The sequence below is a fragment of the Kocuria sp. cx-455 genome (assembly GCF_057707085.1).
On sequence record NZ_JBYIPM010000008.1, the window covers coordinates 26,213 to 41,548 of the forward strand.

General features: G+C 65.6%; 14 protein-coding genes and 1 tRNA gene. 9 read left to right on the top strand and 6 right to left on the bottom strand.

The features are described from left to right. Positions 1-6: 6 nt before the first annotated feature. Complete coding sequence (locus AC3ENJ_RS12245; protein WP_190782469.1) at positions 7-1,224, bottom strand: NupC/NupG family nucleoside CNT transporter; 1,218 nt, start codon at positions 1,222-1,224, stop codon at positions 7-9. Between the two features lie 89 nt (positions 1,225-1,313). Here AC3ENJ_RS12245 and AC3ENJ_RS12250 point away from each other — a divergent pair, with 89 nt between their 5' ends. The 3 genes from AC3ENJ_RS12250 to AC3ENJ_RS12260 are packed head-to-tail and all read left to right on the top strand — an operon-like array spanning position 1,314 to position 5,097. Beyond that, a complete protein-coding gene (locus AC3ENJ_RS12250; protein WP_308495973.1) occupies positions 1,314-2,675 on the top strand; it encodes a thymidine phosphorylase in 1,362 nt (453 codons plus the stop codon). Between the two features lie 42 nt (positions 2,676-2,717). Next, the gene (deoC, locus tag AC3ENJ_RS12255; RefSeq protein ID WP_190808105.1) at positions 2,718-3,374 is read left to right on the top strand and encodes a deoxyribose-phosphate aldolase; all 657 of its coding nucleotides are present in this window, start codon (positions 2,718-2,720) and stop codon (positions 3,372-3,374) included. A gap of 28 nt (positions 3,375-3,402) precedes the next feature. After that, on the top strand, positions 3,403-5,097 hold the full coding sequence (locus tag AC3ENJ_RS12260) for a phospho-sugar mutase (RefSeq protein ID WP_431814240.1): 1,695 nt from the start codon (positions 3,403-3,405) through the stop codon (positions 5,095-5,097). 12 nt (positions 5,098-5,109) lie between these two features. Here the strand turns inward: AC3ENJ_RS12260 and AC3ENJ_RS12265 are convergent, their stop codons facing one another. From AC3ENJ_RS12265 to AC3ENJ_RS12275, 3 genes are all read right to left on the bottom strand, one after another. Beyond that, positions 5,110-5,814, bottom strand: a complete 705-nt coding sequence (locus tag AC3ENJ_RS12265; RefSeq protein ID WP_431814241.1) for a class F sortase — start codon at positions 5,812-5,814, stop codon at positions 5,110-5,112. Positions 5,815-5,830: 16 nt separating this feature from the next. Further along, positions 5,831-6,598: a hypothetical protein gene (locus AC3ENJ_RS12270; RefSeq protein WP_431814242.1), complete on the bottom strand. Its 768-nt coding sequence runs from the start codon at positions 6,596-6,598 to the stop codon at positions 5,831-5,833. Positions 6,599-6,757: 159 nt separating this feature from the next. Then, positions 6,758-6,845, bottom strand: a tRNA-Ser gene (locus tag AC3ENJ_RS12275). A gap of 200 nt (positions 6,846-7,045) precedes the next feature. On the opposite strand from AC3ENJ_RS12275, the gene AC3ENJ_RS12280 reads away from it, so the two are divergent. The 4 genes from AC3ENJ_RS12280 (at position 7,046) to AC3ENJ_RS12295 (ending at position 11,196) form a co-directional block, all read left to right on the top strand. Next, on the top strand, positions 7,046-8,029 hold the full coding sequence (locus AC3ENJ_RS12280) for an NAD(P)H-quinone oxidoreductase (RefSeq protein WP_431814243.1): 984 nt from the start codon (positions 7,046-7,048) through the stop codon (positions 8,027-8,029). Positions 8,030-8,149: 120 nt separating this feature from the next. Further along, positions 8,150-10,438, top strand: coding sequence for a carbon starvation CstA family protein (locus AC3ENJ_RS12285; protein WP_431814244.1), 2,289 nt, complete (start codon positions 8,150-8,152; stop codon positions 10,436-10,438). Then, on the top strand, positions 10,438-10,656 hold the full coding sequence (locus AC3ENJ_RS12290) for a YbdD/YjiX family protein (RefSeq protein WP_223841532.1): 219 nt from the start codon (positions 10,438-10,440) through the stop codon (positions 10,654-10,656). Before AC3ENJ_RS12285 ends, AC3ENJ_RS12290 begins: the two co-directional genes overlap by 1 nt. 60 nt (positions 10,657-10,716) lie before the next feature. Further along, positions 10,717-11,196, top strand: coding sequence for a hypothetical protein (locus AC3ENJ_RS12295; RefSeq protein WP_431814245.1), 480 nt, complete (start codon positions 10,717-10,719; stop codon positions 11,194-11,196). Between the two features lie 16 nt (positions 11,197-11,212). Here the strand turns inward: AC3ENJ_RS12295 and AC3ENJ_RS12300 are convergent, their stop codons facing one another. Further along, a complete protein-coding gene (locus AC3ENJ_RS12300) occupies positions 11,213-11,830 on the bottom strand; it encodes a response regulator (protein ID WP_190782477.1) in 618 nt (205 codons plus the stop codon). Next, positions 11,827-13,143: a sensor histidine kinase gene (locus tag AC3ENJ_RS12305; RefSeq protein ID WP_431814246.1), complete on the bottom strand. Its 1,317-nt coding sequence runs from the start codon at positions 13,141-13,143 to the stop codon at positions 11,827-11,829. Before AC3ENJ_RS12305 ends, AC3ENJ_RS12300 begins: the two co-directional genes overlap by 4 nt. A 208-nt stretch (positions 13,144-13,351) precedes the next feature. On the opposite strand from AC3ENJ_RS12305, the gene AC3ENJ_RS12310 reads away from it, so the two are divergent. Together AC3ENJ_RS12310 and AC3ENJ_RS12315 are read left to right on the top strand one after the other, a co-directional pair. After that, on the top strand, positions 13,352-14,467 hold the full coding sequence (locus AC3ENJ_RS12310) for an ABC transporter permease (protein ID WP_431814247.1): 1,116 nt from the start codon (positions 13,352-13,354) through the stop codon (positions 14,465-14,467). Between the two features lie 2 nt (positions 14,468-14,469). Continuing rightward, positions 14,470-15,222: an ABC transporter ATP-binding protein gene (locus AC3ENJ_RS12315; protein ID WP_431814248.1), complete on the top strand. Its 753-nt coding sequence runs from the start codon at positions 14,470-14,472 to the stop codon at positions 15,220-15,222. The last annotated feature ends 114 nt before the right edge of the window (positions 15,223-15,336 follow it).

Below are 15,336 nucleotides of genomic sequence, written 5' to 3' on the forward strand. Positions count from 1 at the left end.
GAAGGGTCAGAGACCCAGAATGACACCCACCAGTGCGGCGTTGAGCATGTTGGTCAGGAAGCCGCCCAGCAGGGCGAACAAACCCATCTGGGCCACGTCGCCGCGGCGATCGGGTGCCAGGCCGCCGATGGAACCGATTTGAATGGCGATCGAGGACAGGTTGGCGAACCCGGCCAGGGCGAACGTGGTGATCAGCACGGACTGCGGATCCAGGTTGGGGATTTCCGGGCCGAAGGACGTGTAGCCCACGAATTCGTTGAGCACGGTCTTCTGGCCGATGAAGTTACCGACCATGGCGGCGTCGTTCCAGGGCACCCCCAGCGCCCACGCGAGCGGGGCGAAGATGATGCCGAACAGGCCTTCCAGGGACCAGCCTTCGAAGCCGAACAGGCCGCCGAACCACCCGAGTATCGCGGACACCAGGCCAATCAGGGCAATGAACGCGATGAGCAGGGCACCCACGATCACGGCGATCCTGCCACCGCTCATGGCGCCGGTGCCGATCGCGTCAATGAGGTTCTTGGATTCGGTGTCGCGCACTTCCAGCACGTTCACGGAGGCCACGGACTTCTCGGTCTCGGGCATCAGGGCCTTGGCCACGAGCAACGAACCGGGGGCATTCATCACCGCGGCCGCCAGCAGATAGGGCAGTGGCGCGCCCAGCAGCGAGTATCCCACCAGGGTGGAACCGGCCACGGCCGCGAATCCGCCGGTCATGCACGCGAAGAGCTCGGAACGGGTGAGTTTGCTCAGATACGGCTTGATCATCAGCGGGGCTTCACTTTGCCCTAGGAAGATCACGGTGGAGGCGAACACGGACTCGATCTTGGACGTGCCCATGATCTTGTTCAGCGCCGTGCCCAGCAGGTGCACGAAGAGCTGGATCACGCGCAGGTAGTACAGGGCACCGATGAGCGCACCCAGGAAAATGATCACGGGAAGCACGTTCAGCGCAAAGACGAAGCCGTTGTTCTCGCCCAGGAGCCCGCCGAAGACAAAGGATGTTCCCTGGTCCGTGAACCCGATCACTCCCTGAACCAGTCCCGAGAACCATTTCAGGGCTTCGAAGCCCGGCCCCCATTTCAGGATCAACAGCGCCACACCCACCTGCAGGGCCAGGCCCACGGCCAGGGTCCGCCACCGGATGGAACGGCGATGTCTGGAGAGAAGAACGATGAGGCCCAAAATGAGCACAATGCCAATGAGGCCTTGGAAGCGATCCACGATGATCCTGCCTTCGCATGGGGCGCCGTACCGGCGCGAACATTTGTCAAAAGTCCAGTTGACAAAATTTCTCATGAGCAGCTTAGGATGTGAGCACCGGTTCCACAAGCCAGGAACGGGTGTTCTCAAACCGCTATCCCGAGGGAGTGATCGCGATGGTCGAGGCCTACGACGCCGTGGATGTCATCCGAATCAAGCGAGACCGTCAGAAGTTGCCCATGGACGCCATTGATTGGGTGATTGATGCCTACACCCGCGGCGTGGTTGCCGATGAGCAGATGTCCGCGCTGGCCATGGCCATTTTCCTCAACGGGATGGACCGCGAGGAGATCGCCCGCTGGACTCGGGCAATGATCGACTCCGGCGAGACCATGAACTTCAAGGCCCTCTCCAAAGCCACCACCGACAAGCACTCCACCGGTGGCGTGGGTGACAAGATCACCCTGCCGCTGGCACCCCTGGTCGCCTCCTACGGCGTGGCCGTTCCGCAGCTTTCCGGCCGCGGGTTGGGCCACACCGGCGGCACCCTGGACAAGCTCGAGGCCATCCCGGGCTGGCAGGCGGATCTCTCCAATGACCGCATGATGTCCATCCTGGAGGACGTGGGTGCCGTGATCTGCGCGGCCGGCTCCGGCCTGGCCCCCGCGGACAAGAAGCTCTACGCCCTGCGCGACATCACTTCCACCGTGGACTGCATTCCGCTGATCGCGTCCTCGATCATGTCCAAGAAGATCGCCGAGGGCACCGGCGCCCTGGTGCTGGACGTCAAGGTGGGTCCCGGTGCGTTCATGAAGAAGGAAGCGGACGCCCGCGAGCTCGCGCGCACCATGGTCGACCTCGGCACCGACGCCGGTGTGAACACCGTGGCGCTGCTGACCGACATGTCCCGCCCGCTGGGCCTGACCGTGGGCAACGCCCTGGAGGTCCGCGAGTCCGTGGAGGTCCTGGCAGGTGGCGGCCCGAGCGACGTCGTTCGCCTGACCGTTGCCCTGGCCCGGGAAATGCTCGAGGCAGCGGGCGTCAAGAACCCGGACGTGGCGGAGGCCCTCAAGGACGGCCGCGCCATGGACACCTGGAAGCGCATGATCTCCGCCCAGGGCGGCGACCCGGACGCCCCGCTGCCGGTGGCCACCGACACCCACGAGGTCACGGCCGACGAGGACGGCGTCATGACCGAGATGGACGCGCTTTCCGTGGGTGTGGCGTCGTGGCGCCTGGGTGCCGGCCGCGCTCGCCAGCAGGATCCCGTGCAGGCCGGTGCCGGTATCGAGATCCACGCGGTTCCCGGCGACAAGATCACCAAGGGCCAGAAACTGTTCACCCTCCACACGGACACCCCGGACCGTTTCGACCGCGCGCTGGATTCCCTGCGCGGCGGCTACACCATTGATCCCGGGGCGGCCGAGGGCACCGGCGCACGCGACGACGTCGTGCTCGACCGGATCTCCTGACCCCACATCCCGCCCGGCTCACAGAACCAAGGAGTTAATGTCATGACCACCCGCGCCGAACTGGCCACGATGATCGATCACACGCTGCTCAAGCCCGAGGCCACCGCGGAGCAGGTGAACGAGCTGGCCCGCGAGGCCGGTGAGCTGGGCACCTTCTCCATTTGCGTCTCCCCGTCGCGGCTGAACGTCGAGCTGCCCGAGGGCGTCAAGCTGGCCACCGTGTGCGGTTTCCCCTCCGGAGCCCATGAAGCAACCGTTAAGGCCGCCGAAGCCGCGGATTCCGTGGCCGCCGGCGTGGATGAAGTGGACATGGTCATTAATCTGGGTCTGGCCAAGGCCGGGGCCTGGGACGCGGTGCAGGCGGAAATCGCGGCGGTCCGTGGATCCTGCCCCGCAAACGTGGTGCTGAAGGTCATCATCGAATCCGCGGCCCTGACCGATGGCGAGATCGTGGCCGCATGCAAGGCCGCCGAGGCGGCGGGCGCGGACTTCGTGAAGACGTCCACGGGTTTCCACCCCGCCGGAGGGGCATCGGTCGAGGCCGTGCGCCTCATGGCGGACACCGTGGGCGGTCGCCTGGGCATCAAGGCCTCCGGCGGGATCCGCAGCACCGAGGCCGCGCTGGCCATGGTCGAGGCCGGGGCCACCCGATTGGGCCTGTCCGGCTCCCGCGCCGTGCTCGACGGCCTGTCCGACTAATTCACCCGCTCACCCTGCGGAGGTACGCATGACTGCTGAACTCTTATCGACTGTCCGCAACTGGATCGCGCAGGATCCCGATCCGATCACGCGCGCCGAGCTCGAAGCACTCGTGGGCGGTGTCGAGTCCAACGATCAAGCCGCCCTGGAGGATCTGGCGACTCGGTTCGCGGGTCCGCTCGTGTTCGGCACGGCCGGGTTGCGTGCCGCCGTGGGTGCGGGCGAATCCCGGATGAACCGCGCGGTGGTCATTCGCGCGACCGCCGGTCTCGCGGCGTTCCTCACCGAGCGTGTGGGGGAACGGCCCGTGGTGGTCGTCGGTTGCGACGCTCGCCACGGTTCCGAGGATTTCGCCGCCGACGCCGCCGCCGTCCTCGCTGCCGCCGGCTGCCGAGCCATTCGATTGCCCGCGCAGTTACCCACCCCCGTGGTGGCCTATGCCGTGCGGGAACTGGGAGCGGACGCGGGCGTGATGGTCACGGCCTCCCACAACCCTCCGGCCGACAACGGGTACAAGGTGTACCTGGGTGGCCGGGCGGTGAATGCGGACGACGAGCGCGGCGTGCAGATCGTGCCCCCGGATGACGCTCACATTGCCGAACGCATTGCGGCCGCGCCACCCGCCAATGAGGTGCCCCGGAACCGTGAGTCCGTGGAGTGGGCGGGCGAGTCGTTGCTCGACGGATACATCTCCCGCGCGGCCTCCCTGCGCGGCACCGATGAGCAATCGGACGTGCGCATAGTCCTGACCCCCATGCACGGCGTGGGCGGGGAGACCGCGGTGCGCGTGTTGGAACGCGCCGGATTCCCGAACGTCACGGTGGTTCCGGAGCAGGCGCGGCCGGATCCGGCGTTCCCCACGGTGGTCTTCCCCAACCCCGAGGAACCGGGGGCCATGGACCTGGCGCTTGCGCTGGGGTCGGAAGAAGACGCGGACGTGGTCGTTGCATTGGACCCGGATGCTGATCGCTGCGCCATTGCGATTCCGAGCGTCTCGCACGCCGGGGACACCACGTGGCGGCGGCTCACCGGTGACGAGCTGGGCGCGCTGTTGGGTGAGCATGCGGCGTCGGACCCCGAACGCAGCGGTGACACCCTGGCCTGCTCGATCGTCTCCGGACGGTTGCTCGGACGGATCGCCGAGCATCACGGTCTGAAGTTCCGGCAAACCCTAACCGGCTTCAAATGGATCGCCCGCACGCCCGGGCTGCGGTTCGGTTACGAGGAAGCCATTGGCTACTGCACCGACCCGCTGGCCGTGCGCGACAAGGACGGCATCACCACCGCGGTGCGGGTGGCCTCCTACGTGCACCGGCTCAAGCACTCGAACGCCACGGTGCAGGGCGAACTGGACCGGCTGGCGCGTTTGCACGGGCTCTACGCCACCGCACCGTTGACGTTCCGCGTGGCCGATCTCGAGCTGATCCCGCAGGGCATGCAGCGGCTGCGTGAGAACCCTCCCGCGGAACTGGCCGGTTCCCCGGTGGTCGAGTACACGGACCTGTCCAAGGGCGGACCCGAACTGTTGCCCACCGAGGGCGTGGTGCTGCGTACCGAGGCCGACGACCGCGTGATCGTGCGCCCCTCCGGCACGGAGCCCAAGCTCAAGTGCTACCTGGAAGTGGTTCTGCCGGTCGACGACAACGCCGAGATCCCACGCGGGCAGGCGGAGGCCCGCCTCGAGCGAATCAGCGAGGAGATCCGCCGGGCCGTGGGCTTCTGACGCCACCGCTTCTCACGGTGCGACGAGCTTGGCGTACACCACCAGGTTGTCGTTGAACGCACCGCTGTGTGGGTCGTAGCCGTCGCAGGTGATGAGCCGCAGTTCGGGGCCGGCCGTGTTGCCGTAGACGCGCAGCGTGGGAAAGGTGTCCTTGGCATACCGTTCCACGGCTTCCACCACGAACATGGCGTGCGACCCGTCCTCACGGTCCACGCGAATGCCGTCACCGGGCACCAACGCATGCAAGTCCGCGAAGACCTCTGGCCCGCCTCCGGTGGCATTCACATGCCCGAGCAGCATAGCCGGCCCAGGCTGCCCTGGTGCCGGGGAATCCCGGTACCATCCGGCGGGGGAGCCGGGACCTTCCGGGGGGACCTCGAGGGTGCGATCGGGACGACGTCCCAGCTGCATCAGGTCATTGTTGAGCCCGATCCGATCCACCACGAGTCGCGCGGGCTCGGAAACGGGCTCGTCATCCGAGGGTGGCACGCCGGTGGGTCTCGGGGTGTTCGTCGAGCTGGAGGGTGGGGGCGCCGGGATCGCTGACGCGCCCGCCGCGCCGGTGGCACTCACGTGCAGAGAAGCCGCGGTCGTGTCCGTGGGCGGTGCCGACGCCGCGGGGCCGGTGCCGTCCCCGGTGCACCACAGGGCAAGCACCACGGCAAGTCCCGCCACCCCCAGCGGGAGGTGGCGGGACTCAACGCGGTGCTTGGGCACGGGACGGTTCCGCCGGTCAGCGGCGGCTCACGGCGCGCCGGCGCAGACCCAGCGCCGCAGCCCCCGCGGCGAGGATCCCGAGCACGCTTATCCCGGCCAGAGCGTTGGCGCCGGCTCCGCCGGCGGTCTCCACTCCGGTGTCTGCCGGGCCCTCGGGTACCTGCATCTGCGCGGCCACGAACTCACCGCATGCAATCGGGATGTCAGTGGCCAACGGCAGGGCAGGATTCATCGGGTTCACGGCATTTTGCGCCGGGGCCGACAGCGCCGCCGGATCCGCGCCGTGGATGTTGATCACCGCGTTGCCCGCCTGCAGGGCATTCAGCGTTGCGGCGTCCAGAGTGACGGTGCGCTGATAGGAGTAGCTGCCCCCGGTCGGATACCGGTCCGCCGCAGCGCCCGATGCGGGGCTGACGTCGCCGGCGCTGGTCAGGGAGACGGCAATGGCGCCGGTGAAGGGTTGCCCCTCCATGGAGTCCACCGCGCCGTCTGCGTTGGCGTCCGCAGTGGGCGGGGCACACACGCCCTGGCCACCGATGTGGATGTGCTGGGCGTGGGCGTAAGGCATGCCCTGCATCAGTGCGGGAGCGCCGGTCACATTCACGGTGATCCTGGCTTGATCACCGGTGACATCGACCATGGCGGTACCGGCGGCGGTGCTGTTGTTGGCGGGCGCCAGCTGCGCCTGGAAGGACCAGGTGTCAGCTGCGGCGGCCGGACGGGCCGCCAGAGCCAGTACCCCGATGGCGAGGGTTGGAACGGCGAACAAGGATTGCTTCTTCACGGCAACGGCCTCTCGGCTGGAGGTGTGAAAGCTGGGGCGTGACGCAATTCACAGTCTACTTATTAATTGCCGGGAGGATAGGCCCTGTACAGGGTAGGGGTGAGATGACAAAAGCCCCCGCTCCTCCGTGGTCACGGGGGCGGGGGCCCTTGTCAAAGGCGGAAGGTAAGGGATTTGAACCCTTGGTACGGGGTTACCGCACACTGGTTTTCAAGACCAGCTCCTTAGGCCGCTCGGACAACCTTCCTGAGCGTTCGCGGCCGCCCGCGGGGGCGGTCGCGAACGACACGTCATTATTCCACGGCGCCAGGCGCAGGGCCAATACGACGCCGCTCGGGCCGGTGATGCGCGTGGCGAACCCGCCGCGCGGCGTCGTCGGCTAGCCGCGCCCCGCAATCCGCGCCAGGATGGAAACGGCAGGAGAACAACCAGCGAGAGGGAGAAATCATGCGCGCGGTACGAGATAGTGAATCGGGTGGTCCCGAGGTCCTGAAGGTCACGGAAGTAGACGATCCCTTAGCCACGGGGGACGGGGTGCTGATCGAGGTGGCAGCCGCGGGTCTCAACCGTGCGGATGTGCTGCAGCGGCAGGGCAATTACCCCGTGCCGCCGGATGCGACAGACATATTCGGGTTGGAAGTCTCCGGAACGATTGCCGAACTCGGTCCCGAGGTGCCGGCAGAAGCGGGACTCACCGTGGGCGACAAGGTGGTGGCGCTGCTGGATTCCGGTGGTTACGCGGACAAGGTCGTGGCGCCATGGCCGCAGGTGCTCCCCGCGCCGGAGGGAATGGATCTCGTCGAGGCGGCAGGCCTGCCCGAGGTGGCGGCCACCGTGTTCTCCAACGTGTTCATGGCAGCGAACGCGCGGGAGGGGGAGACCTTGCTAGTGCACGGGGGCACCGGTGGAATCGGAACCCATGCCATCCAGGTGGCCACGGCACTGGGGCTGACCGTGCTGGCCACGGTCGGCAGCCAGGAGAAGGCCGATTTCGTGAGCGAGCTCGGTGCCACGGCCATCAAGTACAAGGACCAAGACTTCGTGGAACGGGTCATGGAACTCACCGACGGCCACGGTGCGGACGTGATCCTGGACGTCGTGGGCGCCAAATACCTGGAGCCCAACGTCAAGGCGTTGGCGACCAACGGTCGTATCACCATCATCGGGATGCAGGGCGGGGTCAAGGGAGAGTTGAACATTGGGCGCCTGATGAACAAGCGAGGCGCGGTCATCGGTACCACGCTGCGCTCGCGTCCCCTGAGCGAGAAGGCCCAAATCATGGGCGCGGTGCGCCAGATCGTGTGGCCGCACGTGAAGTCCGGTGAAGTCCGACCCATCACGGCCAAAACCTTCCCCCTGCAGCGGGTGCGCGAAGCACATGAATACTTCGATTCCGGGTCGCACATTGGCAAGGTACTCCTGACCATGTGAGCGCCATTTCTTGCTGGCGGTAGCCGCAATGGTTTGTGATGTGCCTCATCTGGAATAGAATCCCGCTTGCGGAATCCCCCTGGATTCTGAGTGAATTCACACAAGATTCGGAGCTTCCCCATGAGCACCACCCATCGCGGCAGCGCCGCAGGTTCTCCGGGCCCGGGCGGAACCCCGGCCACCGAGTTACCACCCAGCCACGTGGATCCCGAGGTCCTCGAGGCCGAACAAACCCGCTGGACGCCCTTGCGCATCGCGCTCTGGATCGGTATTGCCCTGTTGGGCGGCGTGGCCTGGGTCATGATTGCGTTTGCCCGCGGCGAATCCGTCAACGCCATTTGGTTCGTCTTCGCCGCGGTGTGCAGTTACTTCATTGCGTACCGGTTCTACGCCAAGTTCATCGAGGCCAAACTCACGCGCCCGGATGACAGCAGGGCAACACCGGCCGAGTACATGGCCAACGGCAAGGACTACATGCCCACGGATCGTCGCGTACTGTACGGTCACCACTTCGCCGCGATTGCCGGTGCCGGTCCGCTGGTCGGACCCGTGCTCGCGGCCCAGATGGGTTATCTGCCCGGCACCATCTGGATCATCGTGGGTGTGATTCTGGCCGGTGCGGTCCAGGACTACCTGGTGCTGTTCTTCTCCATGCGCCGCGGTGGCCGTTCCCTGGGCCAGATGGCCCGCGAGGAACTGGGCACCGTGGGCGGTTACGCCGCCATCATTGCAACCCTGGCCATCATGATCATCATCGTGGCCATCCTGGCCCTTGTGGTCGTCAATGCGCTGGGTGAGTCCCCGTGGGGCGTGTTCTCCGTGGGGATGACCATCCCGATCGCCCTGTTCATGGGCGTGTACCTGCGCTACCTGCGCCCGGGCAAGGTCATGGAGATCTCCGTGATCGGTTTCATCCTGCTCATGGCGGCCATTGTGGCCGGCGGGTGGGTTGCGGACACCGAGCTGGGTGCACAGCTGTTCACGCTGGACCGCATCACGCTGGCATGGTGCGTGATCATTTACGGTTTCATCGCCGCGGTGCTGCCGGTGTGGCTGTTGCTGTCCCCTCGTGACTACCTCTCCACCTTCATGAAGATCGGCACCATTGTGCTCCTGGCCGCCGCCATTGTGGTGGTGCGTCCGGAGATCACCGTTCCGGCGGTCTCCGAGTTCGCGGGACGCTCCGACGGCCCCGTGTTCACCGGTTCGCTCTTCCCGTTCCTGTTCGTGACCATCGCGTGCGGTGCGCTGTCCGGGTTCCACGCGCTCATCGCCTCGGGTACCACCCCCAAGATGATCGAGAAGGAACGTCAGACCCGGTTCATCGGCTACGGCGGCATGCTCATGGAGTCCTTCGTGGCGATCATGGCGCTGGTTGCCGCGGTCTCGATCGACCGTGGGATTTACTTCGCCATGAACTCCTCCCCGGCCGTGACCATGGGAACCGTTGAGGGCGCCGCCGCCTTCGTGAACTCGCTGGGCTTGTCCGGCGTGCACGTCACACCCGAACTGCTGCAGGGCACCGCGGACGCCGTGGGTGAGGAATCCATTGTGTCCCGCACCGGTGGCGCACCCACCCTGGCCGTGGGCCTGGCCCACATCATGAATCAGTGGCTCGGCGGCGCATCCATGATGAGCTTCTGGTATCACTTCGCGATCATGTTCGAGGCGCTGTTCATCCTCACCGCCGTGGACGCCGGTACCCGCGTGGCACGCTTCATGCTCACCGACACCCTGGGCAACTTCATTCCCAAGTTCAGGGACACCGATTGGCGACTCGGGGCCTGGCTCACCACGGCCGTCATGGTGGCCGGCTGGGGATCCATCCTGATCCTGGGCGTGACCGACCCGCTGGGCGGTATCAACACGTTCTTCCCGCTGTTCGGCATCTCCAACCAGCTGCTGGCGGCCATTGCGCTCGCGGTGTGCCTGGCGATCGCGGCGAACCTCAAACGCTTCAAGTACCTGTGGATCATCATGATCCCGCTCTTGTTCGACGTAGTGGTCACCATGACGGGTTCGTGGCACAAGATCTTCTCCTCGGACCCCACCGTGGGCTATTGGGCCAACCACTTGCGCTTCAAGGAGGCATTGGCCAACGGCGAGACCAGCCTGGGCACCGCCCAGAATGTCGAGGCCATGGAAGCCGTGGTGCGCAACACTCTGGTGCAGGGCACGCTGTCCATCGTGTTCGCGGTCCTCACGATCATCGTGGTGGCCATGGCGTTCGTGGAAATGGTCAAGGCCCTGCGCGGTCATCAGCGCGCCTCCCACGAAGATCCGGTGGTGGAATCGCGCTACTACGCGCCGTCGGCAATGATCTCCATGCCCTCCGAGAAGGCGCTGGCCAAGGAATGGGAGGCCGTGCCCTACGAGCAGCGGGTCCCCACGGGCCACGGTCACCACTGATGTCGGATTCACGGACCGCTCCGCTCCGGGAGCTTGTACGGTCTTGGGCCCGTTCCGCACTCCGGTTCGGCAACGGGGTGCTGGGCGCGGACAAGTACGAGAAGTACCTGGACTACCACCGAGCAAGTGGACAACCCGGCCGGCCCATGACGGAACGCGAGTTCTGGAGGGATTACCAGGACTGGCAGGACCATAACCCGCAGGGTCGGTGCTGCTGAAGCGATACCATGAACCGCCGCGTCTTGGACGCGGCGGTTCATGTATGAAAGGGGCACCGTGTGGGTTTCTTGCGCGATTACGTGGCGACCCGCCGCGACGACCACGAACTGGGTCGCGGCGTGTGGCGGCGTGCTCACGACCGTTTCCAGCGAGGCCTGGACCGGTACCACCAAATATTGGAGGGCGTGACGGACCCCGATCTGCGTGCCGGAGCGATCCCGATCGCCAATGACCTCGCGGATCTGTTGCCCCGGGTGCGCGAGGTATGCATGGAGGCCCATCGCCGCGCGCCGTCCGAAACTCAGGACATCCCCGCGTCCAAGGGCGGTTATCTCTCGGACGCCCACCGTCAACTGTCCCGCAGCGGCAATGCCATGGCGCAAACGGCGGAGGCGCTGACCATGGCGCGCTTCACGGCGGCGTCGGCACAGCAACCGGACGGGAGCCGCGAAGCTGACCCGCGCGTTCAAGGAATTCAACGCCGGGCCGACAGCGTGCATGAATGCGTGGCTCAAGCCGAGGCCCTACTGCGGGATTGAACGGCACAGCGTCGGTTCAAATGATCCGTTGCTGCCTGGCGCGGTTGATGGCGGCCGTCCGATTGTCGACACCGAGTTTGTTGTAGACGTGCACCAAGTGCGTCTTCACGGTGGCCTCGGAAATGAATAATTGTTTCGCCATGTTCCGGTTGCTCGCCCCGGTGGCCGCCAATTTGAGTATTTCGATTTCTCGCGGAGACAAAGCGGATGCGGGTTGCGTGGTGCGCATCACGAGTTGCGCGGTCACCTGCGGGGAGAGTACCGACCGGTTGGCAGCCGCATCGAGTATTGCCTCGCGGAGGGCTTCTTCCGGCGCGTCTTTCAAGAGGTACCCCGTGGCCCCGGCCTCCAGCGCAGAAAGAATGTCCGATTGCGTGTCATACGTGGTCAGGATGAGCACGGGAGGCCCGTCCGCGGCCCGAATCGCGCGCGTGGCATCGATTCCCGTGGGACCGGACCCCATCTGGATGTCCATGACCACAACGTCGATGTCGTCGGGGCGGGCTCGTTGTTGCGCACCCACGGCGTCCTGGGCTTCCGCCACCACTGTGATCTCCGGCATGCCCTCCAACAGGGCGCGCAGGCCGGCCCGCACCACGGGGTGATCGTCGACGAGTAGAACCCGTGTGCTCATGCTCGTTCTCCTGAGAATTTATCGGGCGCGGATCGTTGCGGTGCGTTTGTCTGGCGGCTGGAGATCTCACTCGTGCTCCGGGTTCCCGGGCCGGGAGGTTTCAACGGTAACCGTACCGTGACCGCCGTGCCGTCGCCCGGGGCGGATTCCACCGTGACCGTCCCGCCGGCGGCGGAGACCCGCTCGCGCAGACCGGGCAGGCCGAAGCCGTGGTCGTCGTGGCCCAACGGCACCCTGCCCGGGTGGAAACCCACACCGTCGTCGACCACGTCCATGCTCACCTCGCGATCCCACCAGGACAGACTGACCATGGCTTGTTGGGCATGGGCATGACGACTCACATTGGACAGTAAGGACTGCGCGGCGCGCAGTATCACCGTTTGTTGAACCGGCGCCGCGACACCCTCGCCATCGCACTGGAAGTCGACGCGCAACGGTTCTCTGCGTGCCCGGGCTTCCGATGAGGTCTGCTCCGTGAGGTGCCGCAAGCCGTCCTCGAGTGAGATGTTGAGCGCGGGGGACGACAAGTCCTTGACGAAGCGCCGCGCCTCGGAAAGATTCTCGCTGGCGGTCGTTTCGATGATCGTCAACTGCTCTTCGGTCACCGAGACTGCACCGGCGGCAAGTGACTCGCGTGCCGCGCGAGACATCAACACGATGGAGGACAGGCCCTGAGCCAGGGTGTCGTGGATATCGCGGGACAATCGCTCCCGCTCGGCAGCTTGCCCCGCTGCGCGTTCGGTCCGTGCCAGTTCACTGCGGGTGGCTTCGAGGTTTTGCAGGATGTGCCGGTAGGCCTGGACGTCCCGGTACATGGCCCGGTAGGAGGAGGCCACGACCAATGCGAACACCATACCCAGTACGGGTCCGAAGACCATGGCCGGGACGAAACTCCGTGGCCCGGCGTGCAACCACTGTGACAACACCACGAAACCGGTGAGTGCTACTACGCTCAGCACACCGATCGAGCGTGGCAACAGGTGCGCGTACAAGAAGAAGAGCGGGAACGCTACGGCGGAGAAATCCGCGCTGAGCAGGACCAGTGCGGCCCATAAGACAAAGATCACGCTCAGCCACGGCAGAGCATAAGGGCGGGGATCCCGGGACCGCCCGTGGGCATGTCGGTTCTCCCACACGGTGCCCATCAGGTACACGCCGGCGAGAACCGCGGCAATGAAACAGGCCAGAGCAGCTTTGTCAGTGTCTGAGGTCAGGACGCGCAAAACACCGAAGGCCAACAACCCCGCGAAACTCACGTGCAGGGATACGCGCAGCACCCGCAGCATCCCCACGGCGGACGGTGTGGGTGTCATGGTCTCTTCCCCTGGGGCGTGGATCCCGTCCGATCTGCACCGGCTTCCGACAAGCCTACGCGGGAGGTCATTCACCGCATCAACCGTTCGATTGATGAGCCCCCCAACCGGATGGTGTCCCGGTATCAACTGCCCGCGCGATGTATGGAGCGGGGCCACTGAGGAGACTGAAGTACAACAAATATTTCATCGGACGGAAGGCGTCGACATGTTCGTCTCACTCCGCGACATCGCCTTCGCCAAGGGCAGGGTGGCCCTCGTGGCCACCGTTGTCGCCATGATCACGATCCTGCTCATCATGCTCACGGGCCTCACGAACGGGCTCGGCAAACAAAACACTGCCGCGCTTGAGAGCTTCGGAGCCGACCGAGTGGTGCTCGCCGGGGGTTCGAGTAACGGGCAGGATCCCACCTTCACCACTTCTCGTATCGACCAGGAGCAGCTCAATGCCTGGCGCCAGGACGAGTCAGTGACCCATGCGGAGCCCCTCGTGGTCTCCCAAACCCAACTGGATGTAGGCGGAGTCGCTGCCAGCACCGCCATCATGGGTCTACCCGCCAACTCGTATTTCACCCGTGACCTCGCTGCCGTGGACGGCGCTTCCCAGCCCCAAGACGGCGAGCTGGTGGTCTCGCAGTCACTCGCGGAGGAACTCGGAGCGGCTGTGGGGGACCCCGTGACGGTGGCGGGGCAGTACCTGACCGTGGCCGGCATCACGGAGGATGAGTACTACAGCCACACATCTGTGGCCTGGGCCACGAACACCGACGCGTTGAACGTGTCACATCAGCCGCGGGAGACTCTGGCCACCGCGATCCTCGCAGACTTCGCCAACGGGGCGCAGGCCTCAGCGGTGGCCGAACAGGTGGACATCCGGGCGGACACCGTGTCGTCGACCACCCGGGGTGCGTTCAACGCTCTGCCCGCCTATTCATCCGAACACGGGTCGCTGGTGAGCATGCAGGCTTTCCTGTATGTGATTTCGGCGCTGGTCACGGTGTCGTTCATCACCGTGTGGACCGTGCAGCGCACGCGGGACATTGCGGTGCTGGGTGCCCTGGGTGCCTCCCGTGGTTACTTGTTCAAAGATGCCCTGGGCCAGGCGGCCGTGGTGGTCACCGCGGGAGCAGTGCTGGGCCTTCTCATCGGGGCTGGGGGCGGACTGTTGCTTTCCGCCCTGGTCTCCGCCGTTCCGTTCCATTTGAGCGCATTCTCCGCGCTCGCCCCCGCGGCGGGGGTGGTGGTGCTCGGTGTTCTCGGCTCCGTCATCGCCGTCCGCCGTGTCACGTCCATCGATCCGATGATCGCCTTGGGAGGCAACTGATCATGACAACCACACCTCTTTCCTGCGCGACCGCAGAGTGCGAGCATCGGGACACCATGCCGTCCCTCCAGGTCTCCAACGTGTCGTTGACCTATCCGGATGGCAAGAACGCGGACGGTTCCCCCCGGACCATCACGGCGCTAGACAGCGTGGACTTCGAGGCCATGCCGGGTGTCATGACGGCTTTGACGGGTCCGTCCGGTTCCGGTAAGTCTTCCTTGCTGGCGGTGGCCTCCACGCTTCTCGTCCCCACCTCCGGCGAGATCCGTATCGAGGGTGACGTCATCACCGGTCTGAAGTCCAAAGAACGGGCCGAACTACGTCGCACGGCGGTGGGCACCGTCTTTCAGCAACCCAACCTGATCCCCTCCCTCAAGGCCGAGGACCAATTGGTCGTCACCGCTCACATTCGCGGGGCCAACGGGAAGGAGCGCAAACACGCCAGAGAGCGCGCCCGGGAACTGTTGACCATGGTGGGACTGGACAAAGCAGCCGGACGCAGGCCTCACGAGCTCTCAGGCGGTCAGCGACAACGAGTGAACATTGCCCGGGCGCTGATGGGCCAGCCTCGACTATTGCTCGTGGACGAGCCGACCTCCGCGCTGGACCAGGAACGCTCGGCCGAAATCATGCACTTGCTGCGCACGATCACTAGGAAGTTCGACCTGGCCTCCGTGGTGGTCACGCACGATCTCGAATTCGTGGACATCGCTGACCGTGAGGTCACCATGGTGGACGGCCGGTTGACCGAGTAACGACACTTCTCACATGCGTGCATGCACGGGGTGAGCGCCGGAAGCCGAACCTCCGCTGCACCCGACGGTAGTTCTGGTCATGAAAAAACCCCCGGGAACCTCAAGCGGGTTCTC

Excerpts from the sequence above, each read along its gene's own strand:
- AC3ENJ_RS12260 (WP_431814240.1), top strand. The coding sequence starts at position 3,403 with ATGACTGCTGAACTCTTATCGACTGTCCGCAACTGGATCGCGCAGGAT.
- AC3ENJ_RS12285 (WP_431814244.1), top strand. The coding sequence starts at position 8,150 with ATGAGCACCACCCATCGCGGCAGCGCCGCAGGTTCTCCGGGCCCGGGC.
- AC3ENJ_RS12280 (WP_431814243.1), top strand. The coding sequence starts at position 7,046 with ATGCGCGCGGTACGAGATAGTGAATCGGGTGGTCCCGAGGTCCTGAAG.
- AC3ENJ_RS12300 (WP_190782477.1), bottom strand. The coding sequence starts at position 11,830 with ATGAGCACACGGGTTCTACTCGTCGACGATCACCCCGTGGTGCGGGCC.
- AC3ENJ_RS12310 (WP_431814247.1), top strand. The coding sequence starts at position 13,352 with ATGTTCGTCTCACTCCGCGACATCGCCTTCGCCAAGGGCAGGGTGGCC.
- AC3ENJ_RS12315 (WP_431814248.1), top strand. The coding sequence starts at position 14,470 with ATGACAACCACACCTCTTTCCTGCGCGACCGCAGAGTGCGAGCATCGG.
- AC3ENJ_RS12305 (WP_431814246.1), bottom strand. The coding sequence starts at position 13,143 with ATGACACCCACACCGTCCGCCGTGGGGATGCTGCGGGTGCTGCGCGTA.
- deoC (WP_190808105.1), top strand. The coding sequence starts at position 2,718 with ATGACCACCCGCGCCGAACTGGCCACGATGATCGATCACACGCTGCTC.
- AC3ENJ_RS12290 (WP_223841532.1), top strand. The coding sequence starts at position 10,438 with ATGTCGGATTCACGGACCGCTCCGCTCCGGGAGCTTGTACGGTCTTGG.